Raw genomic sequence first — 19309 nt, 5'->3', positions numbered from 1 at the left:
CTTCGCTTACGCTGTGCTTATCTTAACGGGGAATTTTCCTTAAGTATTTCTGCTTAGTTCTCAACTGGGATGCTCCCAAAAAATCTATATTAGTGAAGAAATTGGCCTTTGCAAACCTAGCTGTAAAGTTTTTGAATTTGTTATGGATGATTTAAATATAGAACCATCACAGGTTTTAATGGTTGGTGACTCAATCGAAGATGATATTGAGGGAGCTGAGCAGCTTGGAATTAAAACAGTTTTAGTCGAGAGAAAAGGCAAGTATTTTGACTATCAGGACACAAGAATTTTTGATTTATCAAGTTTGAAAGAGATGCTTGAGTGTCAAAAGCATATTTAAAGAAAAACCAAAAATAAAACTAGGTATATTAGGGAAAATTGCCGTAGGGTGCGGAGCGAGTGCGTGATTTTATCAAAAATCGACAAGCTACAATCTGACGCACCTTACTAGCTAAAATTTGTCGTATGATGCGGAGCGAGTGCGTTATTTCCTCAATCATCAAAAAGCTACAATCTAACGCACCCTAATATTTTCTACAAGCGTTTAACAAGTATCCACCGCAACTCTAACGGCGGTGTTTGTTGCACAGAAAATAAATCCCGCCCCGTCGCCCAACTGAGAAACCAAGGTGTCGGCGGCCACGCAGAGTCAGGCAAATGTTTTTGTTCGTATTCAATCACAGATTCATCAGAAACAATTTCTAACGGCAAACCCTCTATTGCTGCTTGCAATTCTTGTCTGGTAATCAGATAAGACCAACACAATTCAGACATTTGTTTTGCCATCTCGTCGGGTTCGTACCCATCTACAGCTAAGAAAGCACTGAATAAGATAAACCCGCCGCTTAAAACAGCATCAGACATTTTGCCCAGGAAAAGACGAATTTGTTCGGGGTAGCGGAAATGAGAGAGAACTTCGGTAGCAATGGCTAATTTGTAGCGATAAGTTTTCATCCTCAATAATGGGTCTAAAACGTCGCCTTGGGTGACATTTATCGGTAAGTTTTCGGGGGTGGCTGCTGCTGATAGTTTTTCGGCAAATATGGGCGTTAGTTCGATCGCATCCACGGAATGCCCTAACCTAGCTAAAGGCAGACTATTGCGCCCTGGGCCTGCACCAACATCTAAAATAGGTGCTTTACCCGGTTCGCCCAATTCGGCGGCAATGGCGATGACTTTGGCATCAGGATGGCTGCCGAATAAAGGTTCGGGGCGAATATCCGGCCAGCTATGATATTTCTGGGCCATTGATTCGATTTGAATCTTGGTATTCAGAGTAATGCCACCGGCTAAACCGATTTGGGAATTGGCGGGAAAATATGAGACTATTAGATTAGCGTGGGGAGAATTTTTGAATCCTTCTGCTAAGGCGTTGGCGATTAATGTTCGTAAGTTTTCGGTTTGGGCAGCGTCGATGTTTTGTCCGATATTTTTTAAGAAGTCTGACAGTAATTTAAGATAGTCGTCTAGCATTGATGGCAAGCAAGGCAGATAGAATTCTCCCTTGATGCCGATGTTTTTTTTTGAGCCTTTCTCTGAGAATTAATTTCAGGCGATTGGAGTCTGTCAGCGGCGGGCCAGTTTCTGGTGATTCGCTGACGGGCAATTCGGGGATAGATGCGGCACTGGTGAGGTTTTTAGTCACAATATTTTCGATTAGATTCGGCAATAAGTGCGATCGCACCGAGCATAATCTTGTGCTCTTGCACCTGAATTCTCGCGTGCAGTGTTTCTGCGGTATCGTCAGGCAATACTGGCACCGCAGCCTGCATTAAAATCGGCCCGCTGTCTACTTCCAAATGAGCGATATGCACCGTACATCCGGTGATTTTAACCTTAGCGGCCAGTGCTTGCTCGACGGCGCGAATTCCGGGGAAACTCGGCAGTAAGCTGGGGTGAATGTTAATAATTTTGTCTGGAAAAGCATCAAGCAAAACTTTGGTAACAATTCGCATCCAACCCGCCATCACTATCCATTCTACATCATGAACTTGGAAAGTTTTAACAATTTTTGTATCTAATTCTTCGCGGCTTTTGCAATCACGGTGATTGAGGAGAATCGAGGGAATGCCGTATTTTTCGGCTCTGGCTGCCGCTTTGGCTTCGGGGTTGTTGTAAATTAATACTGGGATTTGAACATTAAGCTGTCCATTTTGGATGGCTTGGGCAATTACCTCGAAGTTGCTGCCACTTCCTGATGCTAAAACTCCTAATTTTAATGGAGGATGGGCCGGAGCGATCCTCTTCGTTGATGAGCCTCCCGTAGGGGCGGGCTTCGCTAACGCACTTTTGCCAATCTCAGGAGAAATCAGGCAGGCATTGGAATTAACAGATACTGGATTAGCGGTCATAATAAGAAGGAAGAAGGAAGAAGGAAGAAGACATACAGAGAAAGCTTTTTAGCGATCCGTATTTTACCTTTAATTAGGTGGAGCCACTTAAATGCTATCAAAAATATTTACTTAGATTCTACAACAATATCATCAAAAAACTCTTCCCTGAGAATCGAATAAAGTTTTAGATCCCAATATCTGTCTTTCACAAATAGGTGCTGTCGCAATACCCCTTCCAATTGCATCCCCACTTTTTCCATCACCCGAGCAGAAGCAATATTGTTAACTTCACATCGAGCCATAATTCGATTCAGCAACATCTCCCGAAAGCCGAATTCAATAACTGCATTAACAGCCTCGCTCATGTATCCTTCGCCCCAATAGCTCCTAGAAAGTGCGTAGCCAATTTCCGCGCGGCTGTGCGTCATGCTCCATTCCACAAATCCGCAAGTGCCGATAAATTTTTTCTCGGCTTTGTGGACGATCCCCCAATCTACCAGCTCTCGTCTTTTGTACATTTTAGTAATTGACTTGAGAAAGTATTTAGTGTCTTCGATGGAGGTGTGAGTTGACCACATTGTGTATTTTGATACTGCGGGGTTTGAGGCATACTCAAACATATCGCTGGCATCGTTTAAAGTGATTTTTCGGAGTAGGAGCCTTTCAGTTTCTATAGTGGGTAAATTCGCTAATATATCGAGAAGATTCATTGTAAGATTGACCTATATTGTGATACCATTTAAAACTAAAAGCTAAAATTTACAAGCCAATGGTTCGGATTAAATTTGGGCGTTTTAACTGGTTGGATAATGATACGATCGCAGCTTGGACTTTCCTGGCCCCGGCTTTGCTGTTTCTGGGTACTTTTTTGATTTGGCCGATCGCCTATTTATTCTACCTCAGCTTTACCAGCGGCAGCTTTACCCAGTCGGGAGTGCGTTGGATTGGCTTCAACAACTACTGGCGTCTAGTCACAAACCCGGATTTCTGGCAAATTCTCCAAAACACGCTCTATTTTACTACTGCAACAGTCATTCCCAGTTTAGTGATTCCATTGGGCTTAGCAGTTTTGCTAAATCGCTCGTTTGCTTGGCGAGGAGCTCTCCGTACCGCTTATTTTATTCCTTCGATTACCTCTTTAGTTGCCGTTGGCTTGGGTTGGCGGTGGTTGTTTCAAACCGAAGGCCCGGTGAATAGTTTGTTAATGGCGATCGGCTTAAATCCAATTCCTTGGCTGAGTAGCACAGTTTGGGCAATGCCTGTGATAATTCTGCTGAGTGTTTGGAAACAATTAGGCTTTAATATGGTAGTATTTTTAGCAGGATTGCAAGCAATTCCCATAAATCGTTACGAAGCGGCAGAATTGGACGGAGCTAATGCTTGGCAACAATTTTTGTACATCACTTTACCAGGCTTGCGGCCGACTTTAATATTTGCTACGGTGACAACAGCTATTTTTACCCTGCGGAGTTTCGAGCAAGTTTACGTCATCACCGGCGGCGGCCCTTTGAACTCTACTAATTTGCTAGTTTATTATATTTACGAGCAAGCTTTTTCGCAATTTGATTTTGGTTATGCAGCCGCTGCGGCAACTTTCCTGATGGCTGTAGCTTTGATATTAGTTTATGTGCAACTAAAAGTTTGGGGCGAAGATGCTTGATATCACATCGGGTAAGTAGTTAAGCAAAATTAATTACATAATCATTTCCAAATTCTTTAAGAATTTTCTCAACAATCGAACATTAAAATAGCTACCTTCCTAGTTGCCTTGACACTCCGGGCGCGTAAACGCACGGGGATTCTTTAATCTACGAGCCAATTTGCTGAGGCAGGATTTCTCCAGCCAAAGTAGAGATTGATTCTCCTAAAGCGTTGCTTGCGTCAAGCGCAAAAGTTCCGGTATGCCCTACCGTACCCAATCCTCGACTAAGGATATTTCTAGCCGCGTTTTCGTCTCTCCCTAAGCTACATCCACACTTACAAATATGCGTTCTAGTAGATAGCGTTTTCTTGACAATTACACCGCAGCTAGAGCATTCTTGGCTGGTATATTGCGGATTCACCGCAACCGTAATCTTTTCAAATACTTTTCCAAAGTATTCAAGCCAGACACGGAACTGATACCAAGATGCGTCGTTAATAGACTTAGCCAAGCAATGATTCTTCACCAGATTTTTTATTCTCAAATCTTCGTAAGCGACTACATCGTTTGATGAGATTACGCACCGTGCAAGCTTCATTGCATGGTCTTGACGCTGCCTACTTATTTTGAGATGGCGTTTGCCTAGAATCCGCCTAGCCTTGTCCCTGTTATTTGAACCTTTTACTTTCCTGGACACCCGACGTTGACAACGTTTAAGGACTTTTTCACCTTTTCGCAAAAATCTCGGGTTCTCAACCGTAATTCCATTTGAGTCGGTGTAATATTCCTTCAATCCTACGTCTAAGCCTATGGTGTTCCCAGAGGGGGCTATGTTTTCCTTTCGATCAATATCAATACAAAACTGAACGTATACGCCATCCGCACGTTTTACCAATCTCACCCGTTTTATTTGGCTAATTGGGTAGAAATGCAAATCGCGTGTACCCTTGAGTTTTAACCGCCCAATCCCTTTCTTGTCGGTAAAATTGATGGATTTTCGGTCGTCGGCAAGTTTCCATCCAGTTGATTTATACTCAACAGAGCGGCAATCTTTCTGGAACTGTGGATAGCCTTTTTTGCCAGCCACACCCTTCTTACAGTTATCGTAGAATCGGGAGATAGAAGACCATGCTCGTTCTGCGCTAGCTTGTCTAGCCATTGAGTTTAGTTCGTCAGCGAGCGTGAAAATCACGCGCCAGTACAGCGCAGTATTTATTCAAATCATATTTATCCACCTTTTTGTTGTCCATCCAATACCTTATACAGCTATTGCGGACGAATTTTGCGGTACGAATTGCTTCGTCTACGGCAGTAAACTGATTTGATTTTCCGTATGCTTTAAACTCGAAAACTAGCATGGTTTTACCTCCCACCTTATGCTACAAGGTTCAGCATAGGATATTCAGTGAGTTATTAAAATTTTACAATTAAAGCCGTCAAGCGAAGGAGGGGGTTTTAAACCCAATTTCCTGATAAGACATACTTCTGATAGAGACCAAAAATAGCGGCGATTTGTTATCGTAGAAGTCGCATAATTTAAATGATTAAAGCTATGCCTAAAAATATTCGCCATCGCGCCATAAAAATCTGTCTTTTGTGTCTGGCTTGCGCTTTAGCAATTGCTGTTGCGCCAATTGTCACGCCCGCTCAATCCACAACTCAATTAGAGTTTCGCATTACTCAATTAGAAAGGCAAATTTCTGAACTCAGGGGACAAATCTACAGCTTGCAGAACCAAAGTTCTAGAGTTAACCGGCCTCAGTCTTCTTCCCCTTCAGGTTCTGGTCGCACCAATCCTCGAACGCTGTCGGGAGACCCGATGTTTGATAATTTAGCAACTTTGGCAATTGAAACTAAGCAAGATGTTATTAAAATTCAAGAGCGGTTGTCAAAGCTAGAAGCGTCGAGAAATCGCTAGAGAAGGAAGAAGGAAGAAGGAAGAAGGAAGGCACGGATTTTGACACGGATACAGGGATTAATTATTGAGCAAAAGTCGGGAGTCAGGAGTCAGGAGTCAGAAGGAAGAGGGAAAAAGTCAGTAGTCATTAGTTAGAAGAATGAAGTCATATTCTCCCAACTCAAAACTCTCTTCCTCTCCCCCCTCTCCCTTTCTCCCATTCTCTGACGTTGAGGTCGAGAACAGCAGGGTCTGCTAAAAATTAAGTTGCAGAACTATTCAATGATATGGAAATAATAGGCTGCAACCAAAAAATTGATAGCTAACAGCAACAGAAACCAGGCTGCGCGAAAGGTGTAAGGGAATTTGCCCGTTTTCATCACGGAGTCGGATTTTAATTGGTTCTTTGCTATCTCTGCCATGATTCAAGCTCCTAATTCATAAGTCACTGTATTCACAAATAGCAGAGAGCGTCGCACATCACACAATCCTTTAGTGTTATTTTTTGTAACTAGGAGTTTATACCGAGTTGAATTCAGATGAATTTCAATCGATCGCTCCTGCGTGGTATGAACTGCGGACGAGAGGCCCCGATCGCACGCGCTCAAACCCCATCTCCCGGGCGATTGACCCGAAACGGTCAAATTCGGCCGGCGTCCAGTATTTACGCACTGGGAGGTGCTCTAGAGATGGTCTCATGTATTGACCGAGGGTGAGCCGATCGCACTTGGCATCCCGCAAATCAACCATCGCTTCGACAACCTCGGCCTCCGTTTCCCCGTGTCCCAACATCAAACCGGATTTGGTGGGAATAGTTGGGTCATATTGCTTAACAATACGCAGAACATCGATCGAGCGATCGTACTTCGCCCCCCTCCGCACCGGCCCTTGCAACCGGCGCACCGTCTCAATATTGTGGTTGTAACAAGCCGGTTTAGCCTCCACCACCGTGCGAATCCGCTGTCGCTGCAACTCATCAAGGCCGGAATTCTCCCCGTCGGGGGCGGGCACGGGGAGGGCGGGCACGGGGAGGGCGGGCACGGGGGCACCGCCCCTACCTGTTCCCCCCCAAAAATCCGGCGTCAGTACCTCAACTTCAGTATCCGGGTTAAGGAGGCGGATTTGGGCGATCGTCCTGGCAAACCAACCCGCACCTCCATCCGGCAAATCGTCCCTCGCCACCGAAGTCAGCACCGCATAGCGCAAACCCAACAACTGCACAGCCTCGGCCACCTTTTGCGGTTCCTCCGGGTCTAGCGGCATCGGAGAATGACCTTTATCTACTTGACAAAAAGCACAAGCGCGGGTGCAAGTCGGCCCCATCAACAAAAAAGTCGCCGTTTTTTGCGCGTAGCACTCGCCCCGGTTGGGACATCTCCCCTCCTCACAAATCGTGTGAATTTGCCGCTGTTTGATAATTTTTTGCACTTGGGAAAGTTCGCTAGCTTTGCCAACGGGCCTACGCAACCAATCCGGCATCGCCTCGATTTCACCCCGCATTTGGGCGGCAATTGCTTTGACAGTAGGAGTTTGAGGAGTTGGGAGCGACATAAGATTAAGTGGCTATCGAGTTAATTCCTTCGATCGTATCCGAAATCAAAGCCCCTGAACTTGTAGGAGTATCACCCGAAATCAGAATCGCGCCGACGTGCAACAAAACTAAACTCGCCCATAATTATGGGTAGAATTCTGTTAGGGATATACTGAAGGTTGCAAATCATCAGAAAATTGGGTAGAAACCTCGTCCTTTTTTTAGGACGGCTTTATATTACAATATAATTGGTCAACGACCCACCCGAGACGATGGATCAAACAGCCTATACGAGCGAAGTTCAGCCTTGTGCTGGCGGCGAAGCAAAATCGGTAGACCGGGAAAAGAGGATAGGGCAATGGTAAACATCCCTAGAATCAAAACGAAGAAGAATTCCGTTTGGTATTCGACACGTAAAAACCGCAGGGCTTGCGGGGTTAGTCTGTGGAGCGAACATAAGACCAAATCTCTTTTAGGGTGGAGGCAGTTGCGAAGAAGCAGAAATTCAAATCGTGAGGTTTGGGAATCCCCGTCCGCGACGGTCGGGGTGGATGTCAACACTCATTCATTACTGAAGGAGTCAGTCGTGGCTGGTCAAAAAATCTTGGTAATCGATGACAGTAAAGTCATCCGCGTCCGAGTCCGAGAGATGTTGCCGCAGGGTAACTTTGAAGTTCTAGAAGCAAAAGACGGCGAAGAGGGACTCAAACTGATCCGTCAAGCCCGGCCAAATCTAATTATGTTAGATTTCCTACTGCCCAAAGTCAGCGGTTGGGAAGTGTATCAAAAAGTGCAAGCCCATCCTGAGCTTTCTAAGATACCTTTGGTGATCATGTCGGGCCGCGAAGAAGAGGTGATGGAAAAAATTCCGAAACCCTTTGAGAAGCATTTTTTTGCATTCATCGCCAAACCGTTTGAGAAGAAGCAGCTAACCGAGGCGATCAAATCGGCGATGGTACTGGCGAAAAAGAAACCAGTGCCGGAAGCCCCAGCCGCCGCCGCTGCACCCAGCTCTGGAGCGGGCGCCGCCGACATTCAGGCGATGACTCAGAAAATGGCGAAAATGCAAGCGGAAATTGATACACTCAAAAAACAAATGGCTCAGGTGATTACGATCATCAAGCAGAAATTGAAATAATTCTGCTGTTTTTTGAAACCACTGATGTAGAAGGAAACTTCCACACCGTGAAACTTTCAGTTGAGTCTCAAGGGCTGCGATTTTATCCGCATTTTTTTGCCAAATTGTTTGAGCGAGTGCGATCGCCAATAGCCTGGAACTGGTTTCTCAAAATCCCAGTGAGAAAATCAATTAAAAGTTAAAAATAAAACAAGGGAGGAAATTAATTATTAATTTATATTAGGATTTTTAATTCCCGCTCGTTCCACACTCAATTATCAACTCCTCAGTCTCATTTTTTTGGTTAATGACTAACGACTATTCCGATTTTTTGCCTCAACTTCGTGCCTCAACTGAGCAATTATTGAAAAGATTAGACTGCTTCGATCAAGCGCAGGTATTAGCGATCGGAGATTTGACCTTGGACGAGTTTCTTACCGGACAAGTAGAGCGAATTTCCCGCGAAGCACCTGTGTTGATTTTGCGCTACGAAAATACTCAGCAAGTACCAGGAGGTGGCGCAAATGCTGTCTATAATTTAGCCAAACTGGGAGGCAAAGTAAAAGTTGCTGGTTTGGTGGGAAAAGACGACCAGGGAAAGGCTTTGTGCGGTATTTTTGAGGCGGCGGGAATTGATACGGGTGGGATCTTCATCGATTCGCAGCGTCCAACTGTCACCAAAACTCGAATTTCCGGGCACGCGCGGCAGTCGGTGACTCAGCAAATTGTCCGAGTCGATCGCAAATCGGATGAGTTGCCGGATTTAGATTTGCAGTTGCAACTGGCAGACTACATCCGGCAGCAAATACCGACAGTAGATGCCGTGGTTTGTTCCGACTACGGCGACGGAGTTTTGACGAATTTGGCGATCGAATCGGCAGTGGTTCCCGGCAAAACAATTGTAGACGCTCAAACCAATTTGCAGCGATATTCTGGAGCCATGTTATTTACTCCAAACTTGCCAGAAGCCGAGCAAGCCGTCGGATATGCTATCAAAAACCCTCAAACTTTAATGCAAGCAGGACGCGATTTGTTGAACTTAACTCAAGCTCAAAAAATCCTGATTACTCGCGGCGAAGAAGGGATGACTTTGTTTGAAAGGGTGAACGGCGAAGAAATCAAAAATTCACCTTCTCCAACATCCACTTGTGAAAAGGGGGAATTTGCCATTCAAAGTTGGGACATTCCCCCTTTTAACAAGACTGATGTATTCGACGTAACCGGTGCTGGAGATACAGTTGTAGCAGCGATGACTTTAGCTTTGTGCGTCGGTGCATCCGGTTGGGAAGCGGCAGTTTTGGGAAATTTGGCGGCTAGCATTGTCGTGCGTCAATTCGGTACGGCAACCACGACAGCAGACGAAATGAAAGAAGCTTTGAAAGCAATGAGTTTTGAGTAGTCAGTTGTTATTGGTAATTTACTTGTTCCCAGGCTCTGCCTGGTAACGCAGACCCGGAGGCTCAGCCTCCAATTTTCCCGATCGCTTTTCGAGGCAGAGCCTCTAGATATCGGTTCCCAGGCAGAGCCTGGGAACCAGTTAAAATTCCCAATTCCCAATAACTACTTACTCTTTTTCAAAAGTTGTCCCTTGTTATCAATAGTCAAACCGCTATTGGGAAAATCGCTCTTTGTCAAACTGTCAATCAACCCCACAGTCCTAAAATTGTTATCAACAGATGGCACACCTCGCCCGTCAAGTTGGATGGGGATAATCTTACCAGAAACAAAATCCCCTTGCGGAGTCATTTTCACATCCAAAATTAGAGATTTACCGAGTGCTCCTGCTGAGGACAAAGTGCGATAACCCAAAAAATTGCCCAGCGAATAAGCAACCAATTTCCCTTTATAAAGTTCCATAGCTCTGGGAACGTGCGGGCCATGTCCCAAAATCAAATCAGCTCCCGCATCAATCATCGTCCGCGAAAACAAAACCATATTTCCCCGGTTTTCTCCGTAAAAGAACTCAGTTTTATTTCTCACATTCAGAGCTCCCGTTCCTTCAGAACCAGCATGAACTGATATCACTACAATATCAGCATTTTGTTTGGCTTTTTTGACAACTTCTGCTCCTGCTTTCAGTTCCAGCAAAGAATTGTGAACGTCGCCGTAGTTGCTGAAACCGATAAAGGCAAAATTCACTCCCTTGACATTTTTATAAACAATTTGATCTCTTTTACCAACAGCCTTCATGCCATTGCTGTCGATGTTTTTAATCGTGTCATTAAATCCCTGCTCGTGAAAATCGTAAGAGTGATTGTTGGCAATATTCAAAATATCAAAACCAACATCTTTGAAGATTTTGGCATAACTCGGAGGCGTCCGAAAGGCAATCAGCATTCGTCCGCCGCCTGCTTTGGAACTGTAAGGATAATCGGTCATCGTGCTTTCAAAATTGCCAAACAGAATATCAGCTCCTTTGAGGTACGGTTTTACCGACTCTAATAGCATCTCTTTTTTTGCCGGCAGTTTGTTGTAGGGATAATTTGTGCCGGGGATCATGTCACCAACTGCTTTGATGCTGACAGTGGCGGGCACAATGGCAGGTTTTTTGGCAGCCGGGGAGGGCGATTTTGGAGCGGGAAGGGGTTTGGCGGCGGGTGCAGGCGCGGGTGTCGAGCTCACTTCTTGTACCGCAGGCTTTGACGTTAGAGGGTTATTAGTAACGGTGCTTGAGGATTTGTAAAGTTGAGAAGCCAGAACCAAGCCGGATATCGGTACGAGAATTAGACTCAGAGCACCGACTGACAGCCCAGATTTTTTAGTTTTAGTGCGGGCTAACTCTGGCTGCGGTGATGGCTTTTGCTGCCGTTGGTTTGTGGGTTTTGGAGTTGGGATTTTAGGGGGTTGGGGCGGAGATTTTTCTGGTGTTTGAGTGGGCGCCGTTGTGACATTTTGAGTTTTTTCTAGTTTGGGCAAAGTCACAGGAATGGGAGAAACGGCTACACTAGCGGCTACTGCTGCACTCGCAGCTACTGCGGCATTCACGGCAACTAACGCACTCACGGGTTCGGAAGTCAAGCGTTTTTTTAATTCTACCGTCTGAGTCCAAGCGGGCAATTGCTGGTCGTCGCGCCGCCCGTAAACTGTCACTGAGTAAAGGTTATTTGGTTGCAGCCGCTGCAACCCTTTGACTGCGACTCGCAGACAGGCTTCTTCTGCGGGCAAATGTTCGGCTTCCAGCAGCAGGTGCAGGGTGTCATTTTCCCGGCTGGCTTTAGCCGTGACGCCGAAGCTTTGGAGTGCTTGGCTGATCAGAAATGCGATCGCCCTGGCATCGCCTTCTTTTGCTAAATTTAAAATATCTTGTTGGCTCACAAACGCCTCTACTCTCACACTAGAAATTTAGCTCGATCTTATATCAAATTTGGCGGCACAGCATTAAATACCGATTGATTTAATTTAAGTAAGTGGGTACAAATAAACAGAACGTGGGGAGAGGGCGCGTGCGTGAAAGGGTCTACTCGCTCTCACTATAGCTTCTAACTAAATCCGACCCTACTTTTACAAGATAGTATGATTTTTGGCGCTTGCTAGCTGAATACAATATTTCCTAACGGTTATATTAGTCGATCGCCCAAACACTTCTATCCGGGATAATTGCCCCCTTCAAGTTAACATCGGTCAAATCAGCGCTCTCTTTCTTACAGCATTTTTGGTAAATAAAACTGGTTTGTGAGCTCCAGAGTGCGTCCTGGAATGTACGGAAAATATGCGGTTTAGCAGCGAAGAATTAACGAAAAAACCTAGTTTATCGTTACCAGTGCCAATCCCCCTGTCCCACTTCCGCCCAAATTCACACAAAAACGATCGACCCGCAGGCTCGGAAGCTTGTTAAACTCTTGGTCATGCCACGCTATTAGTGAGAAATCGACGGCGAGCCACAATCGTCTGCTAGCGCCCCCGCAGTGCTGCGCTGCGGGGCCTGCACTGCACAATGGTAGGTGAGATTAGCTGCAATCAACTTTCGGGATGCCGCTGCTAAAGTCGCGGCCGCCGATGTAGTTGTTCGTTTTAAACTAATTAAACTAATTATTTAAAGGAGTTGCACGTCAATGACACAATTGTGCTTATAAGATCTGGCTCGCTGCCCTCTCAAAACCGGGTTTTTCGCGAGTCTGGTGCTATTTTATTTGTGAGTTAGTTAAGCCCATAGCAGCTAGGATCGGGCTAACTCAAGGTTAAACTAAAGCTCGTCATGCGGCGTTGCCTCTCAAAACCCGGATTGAGTCTTATGGCGCATTACCGCTCCTCTGTATGTTTGTTCACCTGCATTGCCTGTCTGGGCGCTGCGTTCAGTCCAAGTGCCGACGGAGGGCAACAGGTACTCAATGCCTCTGCGCGTGCTGTTTCCCAAGAAATTGCTCAGGCAAACTCTCCCCCGGACGATCGCCAGGATTCCAAGCCTCCAAAACCGTCTCCAGCGCCCGATAAAAATAAATCTCAGCCGTCCAAAACGTCCAAATCTAATTCTAAGATCCCGAAATCGGTATCCAATTTGATCGTAACTTTGTCTCGTCAGCGGGGGTTCTTAATGTTGGGTTTGGCAGCAGTTGTCGTCACGGCAGCGGCAGTATTTATCATGCTCAAATTAGTTAGCAGTGACGAGTCAAATTATTCTCAGCGAAGACGGGGAAGATTTGATCGCCACAACCAAAGAAACTCTCAATTTACTAATCCCGATTCTCCTACAAACTCGCACGAAATTAGACCGCAAGAGACTTCTTCTGGGCGACAATCGCTGTCAGCCTTGCCCTACAGTTTTGATTTGCCAAAAGACTACAGTATCGAGAGCAGCGATCGACCTTTACCGTTTATCCTGGAATCCGGGGAACCAGAATCAGAGGATGCAGCAGTTGAGGGCGATCGAATTAATTCCGACACCTCGCCCTTGGAAACTCACAGCAATGGGTACAGCAACACAGGTTTCAACATTCCCGAAACAACTAATCAAGGCGATTCCCTAGCGAGTCGGAAGAAAGATATTGCCCTTCCCGAAACGGATGGTAGACCTAAAGTTGATATTATTGAAGCACTGATTGAAGATTTGCAGCACCTAAATCCGGCAAAGAGGGGCAAAGCAATTTGGGAACTAGGCCAGCGGGGAGATTCCAGGGCAGTTGAGCCGTTGCTCGATTTGCTAGCAAATTCCGACTCCAAGCAGTACAGTTTAATTTTGGCAAGTCTCTCGGAAATTGGCATTCGCACGCTCAAACCCATGAATAATGCGTGGTCAATTTCGCTGCAAAATGAAAATCCCGAAGTGCGTAAAAATGCAATTCGCGACTTGACGCGGATTTACGAATTGGTGAATCAAATCAGTTATTTGTTGCACCGTGCGACGGACGATCCCGATCCAGAAGTTCAGGAAACTGCTCGCTGGGCAATCAATCAGTTGAACCGCCTCCGTCCGCGTTCTGGGATGGATTGATAAGTCTAGCAATTTTCAAGTGATTTGAGATTTTAAATTTTAGATGGGAGAATTTATAACTTAGATTATGTTAGAATTTGTTACTGCTGACTAATGACTAATGACTAATGACTAATGACTATTTGAAAATATTGTTGCTCTCTACTTCGGTCGGTCAACTCGGTTCGGGGTTGGGCGGCGGAGTAGAACTTACAGTCCTTAACATCGCTAAAGAATTGCACCGCCGAGGTCATAAAATAGCAGTGGTAGCGCCGATAGGTTCAGTCTTAGAATCAATTCCAGTAATCGAAATAACGGGTGATTTGCAAGTAACCGCCCAAACACAAGATTACAATGATCCTATTGTGATGCCCGCAGATTCTGTGCTGGCGAATATGTGGGAATATGCTCGCCAAGTTCAGGATGAATGGGATGTCATTGTCAATTTTGCCTACGATTGGCTGCCGTTTTATTTGACACCATTTTTTAGGACTCCGATCGCACATTTGATCAGCATGGGTTCCCTTTCCGCAGCCCTCGATCGCATTGCCGGACAAACCGCAGTCCAGTTTCCTGGTACGATCGGAGTTCACACCGCTTCTCAAGCCAAAACATTCGCCTTTGCCGATGAATGTCAGTTGTTGGGAAATGGCATAGATTTATCCCTGTACGAATTTTGCAACCAACCGCAGTCTAAATTAGCTTGGTTAGGCCGCATCGCCCCGGAAAAAGGCGTAGAAGATGCAGTAGCAGCAGCGAAAATTACAGGCATTCCCCTGAAAATTATGGGCAAAATGCAAGATGAGGATTATTGGCAAAAAATTTGTGCAGATTACCCGGATGCTCCGGTAGAATATTTAGGGTTTCTGACAACAACCCAAATGCAAGAGCAAGTCCGTCAGTGCCAAGCATTGTTGATGACACCACGTTGGGTGGAAGCTTTCGGAAATGTCGCGATCGAGGCTTTAGCGTGCGGTGTGCCCGTGATTGCTTACGAGCGCGGGGGGCCGGCGGAAATTGTTAGAGACGGACTGACGGGCTTTTTAGTGGAGCCTGATAGTGTAAATGGCTTGGTAGCTGCGATCGCCCGCTTAGACCAAATTGACCGCAGCGCTTGCCGACGACAAGCAGAGGTAGAATATTCTTTAGCAGCTTTGGGCGATCGTTGTGAACACTGGTTCAAATCTCTTCTAAAATTGAGTTAAATAAACTCTTAATCGACCACAAAAAAAGAAAACTGAAAAAACTATGGCAACCGAACGTTTAGTGCTTTTATCCAGTAGAGAAATCGAAAAAATGCGCCAAGCAGGCCGTTTAGCGGCCGAACTTCTGCTACATCTCGAACCGATGGTTAAACCGGGAGTAAGCACTCTAGAAATTAACGATGAAGCCGAACGCTGGACTTTGGCACATGGAGCAAAAAGCGCTCCGCTAGGCTATAAAGGATTTCCAAAATCTCTGTGTGCAAGCGTGAATGAAGTAGTCTGTCACGGCATCCCGAATGCTAAACAAATTCTGAGAGAAGGCGACATTATTAATATAGATGTAACGCCTTTAGTTGAAGGCTATCACGGCGATACTTCCAAAACTTTTTTTGTGGGCAAACCTTCACCGGTAGCGAAAAAGTTAGTTGAAGTAACCGAGGAATGTTTAAGAAGAGGAATTGCGGAAGTCAAACCGGGTGCTCGTACCGGCGACATCGGTGCAGCGATTCAAGAATATGCTGAAGCACAGGGTTTTTCGGTAGTGCGAAATTTTGCGGGACACGGGATTCACCGAGTCTTTCACACTGAACCGGAAATTTTGCATTACGGCAAGCGGGGCACGGGAAAGAAGCTCAGACAAGGGATGGTTTTTACGATCGAGCCCATGATTAATGAGGGTACTTGGGAAGTAGAAATTCTCGCAGATGGTTGGACATCTATCACCAAGGATGGAAAGCTTTCGGCTCAATTCGAGCACACTCTGGCTGTGACTGATTCTGGGGTAGACATTCTGACTTTGCCGTAGGTATTTCGTAATTAGTATTCGTAGGGTGCGTCGCCACGAAAAATCTCTAAATTCAATCGACAATCTCATGGCGACGCACCTTGCACAATTGAGGAAATAAACTCAATAATTATTGTATACCAAGACTTTTTATAAATGGTATCACATCAAATCTCAGAAGCCCCAAAAAATCCCTTCTTAATCGCAGAATTCCCAAAAACTGCTTTCTAATCAGATTTGGTCGGTTGGGTGGGGCGAGTTGATAAATATTCTGGATGTGAATTACGGATTGTTGCTAACTCGCCCCTACAGCATTGCTTAAAGTTAATGAGAATTGATCTGACACCATTTTGAGGAAGTTTGGCGAAAGAGAAGTTTTGGATGTGTTTGTCTGGTGCGTCGCTATGAGATTGTTGATTTTTAGTTAGGGATTTTTCATGGCGACACACCCTACAACTAATATGTCATTGCGAGCGTCCCCGCGAAGCAATCGCAGAGACTGGTGCGTCGCTATGAGATTGTTGATTTTTAGTTAGAGATTTTTCATGGCGACACACCCTACAACTACTGTTACTTCTTCCTTCGATAATGACTAACATTAAATGGCTGCAACCGGGAGATTTGCTCAGGGTAATTGCACCTAGCGGCGCGCTTCGAGAATTGATTAACTTTGAACGCGGTTTGGAAATTTGGAAATCCCGCGGCTATCGCATTGAATTAACACCTGGTTTTGACGATCGCTGGGGCTACTTGGCAGGTTCCGATGAAAACCGCGTCCGACAGCTCGCAGATGCCCTCAATGACCCGGATTGTCGCGGTATTCTCTGTGTTCGAGGCGGTTTCGGCAGCACTAGACTTTTGGAAAAAGGCAAGGTGGGAGATTGGGCAAATTCTCAGTTTCCCACTCCCGATTCCCATTCGCCGAAATGGTTAATCGGCTTTTCAGATATTACTGCTTTGCTGTGGAATCAGGCTAAATTGGGCATTTGGGGTGTTCACGGGCCGATGCTGACAACTTTGGCCGCTGAACCGGATTGGTCTGTCGATCGACTTTTTGACTGCATAGAAGGTCGTCCCTTACAATCTTTGCCAGGTAAAGGATGGGGCAACGGACAAGCCACCGGGCGGCTGTTTCCGGCGAATCTGACGGTTGCTTCTCATTTGCTCGGAACCCCGTATCAACCGGATTTGACAGGTGCTATTCTCGCATTTGAGGATGTTTCCGAGGCTCCTTACAGGGTCGATCGAATGTTGACTTTGTGGCGGATGGCGGGGGCTTTCGCTGGGGTGCGGGGCATTGCTTTGGGGCGTTTCAGCCGCTGCGAGATTGATCCAAGTATTCCCAGTTTTAGCATTGAAGAGGTTTTGCGCGATCGGCTTTTAGACCTAAATATTCCGATTGTCTCGGATTTGCCCTTCGGCCACGAAGGCGTTAACGCTGCTTTACCGATGGGAATTGAGGCGAGTATCGACGCTGAATCGGGATTGCTGATTTGTGGGGATACATCGCAACTTTAAAAGCTGCATCAACGTCTATAAGTTTGTAGGGTGCGTCGGGGGAAAAATTATTAGTCTGCGGTTAAAAAAATCAGCCCAGACGCACCCCACAATAACTAAAGTTGAGACTAATGGTTGAGACTGTGGGCAGAAATTAGATTTAAAATGGATTGTGTATGCAAATGTCCGCGCCAAGAAGGCAAAAAATTTTTATAACTTTCCAGAGGTTGACATGAAAAAACACAACTTGTTAAACAGTATTGCGGCCGCTGTGCTAGTTACGGGATTGGCACTTACGGGGCTTTCTTCTAGTGCGGTTGGCGAACAGATACGGAATAACGATCGCATAGATGGAGTAATTCGCCGCACTTCTCCGATTTACCGTTTCCGAAATATGTGGACTCCGGGCTCTCCGACGGAAGAATTGCGGGGTCAAGAATACACATTCAGCGCGCGGGAAGGCGACAACATTGAAGTGTTGTTAGACACAGATAGAAGCCGCGGTTTTACTCCCGTTATGGTGCTGTTTTACGGGAACAACAAACAAGTAGCTTTTACCCAAGACCGTTCTTTTAATTATCAAATTCCCCGTAGTGGCGATTACAAGCTGTTAGTATTAGCAAAAGACGCTGCCAGAGGCGGTAGCTACACGCTGGAAGTTGCGGGAATTGATGGCGACAGGCGGGATAGCAATAGGTGGGATGACAGAAGCGGCAGTGGCCGAGACAACCGCAACTACGACGGAGAACGGATTTTGCGAGATGATTTTGGCTTGCGGCCTCTTGATTGTCGCGTGAGACGTACTATGGTGAGAGTAAGGTTTGAGGATGCCGACAGAAACGAGACTTATTGCGCTGAACCAAGTCGCCGGTATCCGCAGGGAGACTATTATTACAATCCGCGCACTAGAGATTTAGACTCGGCGAGGGTGGATAATAGTAGATTCGATGATCGCTCTAATGATAATAACTGGTACGATCGCGATCGCGATCGATGTCGGGTATCTGTAGGCGGAGTGTGTGTGACTAGGTAATTTCGTTTGTTTCGTTGGGGCGGGTTTTACAAACCATCAATGAGTCAAAGCAACATCTCAAAAACCCGCCCCAAACACCGCGACTATCGAAGTATTTTCGCAAAAACCCGGTTGCTGACTACCCATGCGTTCAGGATTATTGGTATATTAATAATATTAATGATGTGGCAAAATCTATGAGTGTTAAAGAACTTGAAACAGCAATTATGAACTTGTCAGTTAAGGAACTATCCGAACTTACTGCTTGGCTGATAGAGTATCGCCAACAAGTTTGGGATCGGCAAATTGAACACGATTTGGAGGATGGGCTGTTAGATTCGCTACTTGATGAAGTTGATGCAGAGTATGAAGCGGGATTGGCTAAAGTGTTATGAAGCATCTGACTTTACCGCGTTTTTGGAACTGCTATCACCAGCTACCTCAAGAAATACAAGCTTTAGCCGATAAAAATTACGAATTACTGAAAGTCGATCCGTATCACCCTTCGCTGCATTTTAAAAAAGTGGGCAGGCGAAAGCAATTGCAATCGGTGCGAGTAGGCGATAGTTACCGAGCTCTGGGAGTTGAGAAACCTGAAGGTATTGTCTGGTTTTGGATAGGGACTCATGGCGATTACGATGCAATATTAGCTCAGAAATAGAGTCCTCGATAGACTGTCATGATAGATGTTTAAAACGATTTTTATTACTCAGAAAATCAGGCAATAAAAGTGCTGAAAATCTAGCCAAAATGATTATTTTTAGAGAGAGAGGATTGTTTGCATAAATAACTTCCCAGCGCTACTCTGCCTTCTACAACTTTCTTCATCAGGACTTACGCAAAACTAAAGAAACCGGGTTTTTCAGCGAATTTGTGGGCTGTAG

Annotated in this window: 19 protein-coding genes and 1 pseudogene; 12 read left to right on the top strand and 8 right to left on the bottom strand. The window is 45.7% G+C overall.

Annotation, left to right across the window (positions count from 1 at the left end):
* The first annotated feature begins 49 nt into the window (after positions 1-49).
* Complete coding sequence (locus QUA58_RS23380) at positions 50-340, top strand: HAD family hydrolase (RefSeq protein WP_333396243.1); 291 nt, start codon at positions 50-52, stop codon at positions 338-340.
* Positions 341-534: 194 nt separating this feature from the next.
* On the opposite strand, the gene QUA58_RS23375 is transcribed toward QUA58_RS23380, so the two are convergent.
* From QUA58_RS23375 to QUA58_RS23360, 4 genes are all read right to left on the bottom strand, one after another.
* The gene (locus QUA58_RS23375) at positions 535-1473 is read right to left on the bottom strand and encodes a class I SAM-dependent methyltransferase (protein ID WP_333396239.1); all 939 of its coding nucleotides are present in this window, start codon (positions 1471-1473) and stop codon (positions 535-537) included.
* A complete protein-coding gene (locus tag QUA58_RS23370) occupies positions 1454-1645 on the bottom strand; it encodes a hypothetical protein (protein WP_333396237.1) in 192 nt (63 codons plus the stop codon). Before QUA58_RS23370 ends, QUA58_RS23375 begins: the two co-directional genes overlap by 20 nt.
* Positions 1638-2351: a phosphoribosylglycinamide formyltransferase gene (purN, locus tag QUA58_RS23365; RefSeq protein ID WP_333248029.1), complete on the bottom strand. Its 714-nt coding sequence runs from the start codon at positions 2349-2351 to the stop codon at positions 1638-1640. Before purN ends, QUA58_RS23370 begins: the two co-directional genes overlap by 8 nt.
* Positions 2352-2458: 107 nt before the next feature.
* Positions 2459-3043 (bottom strand): GNAT family protein, encoded by a 585-nt coding sequence (locus tag QUA58_RS23360; RefSeq protein ID WP_333248027.1) that lies wholly within the window; start codon positions 3041-3043, stop codon positions 2459-2461.
* A 59-nt stretch (positions 3044-3102) separates the two neighbouring features.
* Between QUA58_RS23360 and QUA58_RS23355 the strand changes: the two genes are divergently transcribed.
* Positions 3103-3993 carry a sugar ABC transporter permease gene (locus QUA58_RS23355; protein ID WP_333248026.1) on the top strand — a complete coding sequence of 297 codons (891 nt, stop codon included), beginning with the start codon at positions 3103-3105 and terminating at the stop codon, positions 3991-3993.
* Positions 3994-4141: 148 nt separating this feature from the next.
* Here the strand turns inward: QUA58_RS23355 and QUA58_RS23350 are convergent.
* Positions 4142-5333: pseudogene (locus tag QUA58_RS23350) on the bottom strand (RNA-guided endonuclease InsQ/TnpB family protein).
* Positions 5334-5515: 182 nt separating this feature from the next.
* On the opposite strand from QUA58_RS23350, the gene QUA58_RS23345 reads away from it, so the two are divergent.
* Positions 5516-5893: a hypothetical protein gene (locus QUA58_RS23345; RefSeq protein ID WP_333309477.1), complete on the top strand. Its 378-nt coding sequence runs from the start codon at positions 5516-5518 to the stop codon at positions 5891-5893.
* Between the two features lie 254 nt (positions 5894-6147).
* Here QUA58_RS23345 and psaX read toward each other — a convergent pair whose 3' ends face one another.
* Together psaX and QUA58_RS23335 are read right to left on the bottom strand one after the other, a co-directional pair.
* The gene (psaX, locus tag QUA58_RS23340; protein WP_333309486.1) at positions 6148-6252 is read right to left on the bottom strand and encodes a photosystem I protein PsaX; all 105 of its coding nucleotides are present in this window, start codon (positions 6250-6252) and stop codon (positions 6148-6150) included.
* 166 nt (positions 6253-6418) lie between these two features.
* Complete coding sequence (locus QUA58_RS23335; protein WP_333396235.1) at positions 6419-7423, bottom strand: lipoyl synthase; 1005 nt, start codon at positions 7421-7423, stop codon at positions 6419-6421.
* 566 nt (positions 7424-7989) lie between these two features.
* Between QUA58_RS23335 and QUA58_RS23330 the strand changes: the two genes are divergently transcribed.
* Both QUA58_RS23330 and QUA58_RS23325 read left to right on the top strand, forming a co-directional pair.
* Positions 7990-8541 carry a response regulator gene (locus tag QUA58_RS23330; RefSeq protein ID WP_333396234.1) on the top strand — a complete coding sequence of 184 codons (552 nt, stop codon included), beginning with the start codon at positions 7990-7992 and terminating at the stop codon, positions 8539-8541.
* A 286-nt stretch (positions 8542-8827) separates the two neighbouring features.
* Positions 8828-9919, top strand: a complete 1092-nt coding sequence (locus QUA58_RS23325; protein WP_333396231.1) for a PfkB family carbohydrate kinase — start codon at positions 8828-8830, stop codon at positions 9917-9919.
* Positions 9920-10080: 161 nt separating this feature from the next.
* On the opposite strand, the gene QUA58_RS23320 is transcribed toward QUA58_RS23325, so the two are convergent.
* Positions 10081-11835, bottom strand: a complete 1755-nt coding sequence (locus tag QUA58_RS23320) for a CapA family protein (RefSeq protein ID WP_333396230.1) — start codon at positions 11833-11835, stop codon at positions 10081-10083.
* A gap of 916 nt (positions 11836-12751) precedes the next feature.
* Between QUA58_RS23320 and QUA58_RS23315 the strand changes: the two genes are divergently transcribed.
* The 7 genes from QUA58_RS23315 to QUA58_RS23285 all read left to right on the top strand — a co-directional run bounded on the left by QUA58_RS23315 (position 12752) and on the right by QUA58_RS23285 (position 19086).
* The gene (locus QUA58_RS23315; RefSeq protein WP_333396228.1) at positions 12752-13948 is read left to right on the top strand and encodes a HEAT repeat domain-containing protein; all 1197 of its coding nucleotides are present in this window, start codon (positions 12752-12754) and stop codon (positions 13946-13948) included.
* A 107-nt stretch (positions 13949-14055) separates the two neighbouring features.
* A complete protein-coding gene (locus QUA58_RS23310) occupies positions 14056-15132 on the top strand; it encodes a glycosyltransferase family 4 protein (protein WP_333248010.1) in 1077 nt (358 codons plus the stop codon).
* 43 nt (positions 15133-15175) lie between these two features.
* Positions 15176-15937, top strand: coding sequence for a type I methionyl aminopeptidase (gene map / locus QUA58_RS23305; protein ID WP_333248008.1), 762 nt, complete (start codon positions 15176-15178; stop codon positions 15935-15937).
* Positions 15938-16504: 567 nt separating this feature from the next.
* Positions 16505-17434 carry an LD-carboxypeptidase gene (locus tag QUA58_RS23300; RefSeq protein ID WP_333248006.1) on the top strand — a complete coding sequence of 310 codons (930 nt, stop codon included), beginning with the start codon at positions 16505-16507 and terminating at the stop codon, positions 17432-17434.
* Between the two features lie 211 nt (positions 17435-17645).
* Positions 17646-18446 carry a hypothetical protein gene (locus QUA58_RS23295; RefSeq protein WP_333396226.1) on the top strand — a complete coding sequence of 267 codons (801 nt, stop codon included), beginning with the start codon at positions 17646-17648 and terminating at the stop codon, positions 18444-18446.
* A gap of 176 nt (positions 18447-18622) precedes the next feature.
* A complete protein-coding gene (locus tag QUA58_RS23290; RefSeq protein WP_333396224.1) occupies positions 18623-18820 on the top strand; it encodes a hypothetical protein in 198 nt (65 codons plus the stop codon).
* Positions 18817-19086 carry a ParE family toxin-like protein gene (locus tag QUA58_RS23285; RefSeq protein ID WP_333396223.1) on the top strand — a complete coding sequence of 90 codons (270 nt, stop codon included), beginning with the start codon at positions 18817-18819 and terminating at the stop codon, positions 19084-19086. The genes QUA58_RS23290 and QUA58_RS23285 overlap by 4 nt, the downstream gene beginning before the upstream one ends.
* The last annotated feature ends 223 nt before the right edge of the window (positions 19087-19309 follow it).

The organism is Microcoleus sp. N9_A1, from assembly GCF_036701795.1.
GTDB lineage: Bacteria > Cyanobacteriota > Cyanobacteriia > Cyanobacteriales > Microcoleaceae > Microcoleus.
The sequence above is the reverse complement of the archived record's forward strand: the minus strand, read 5'-3'. Positions and strand labels throughout refer to the sequence as shown.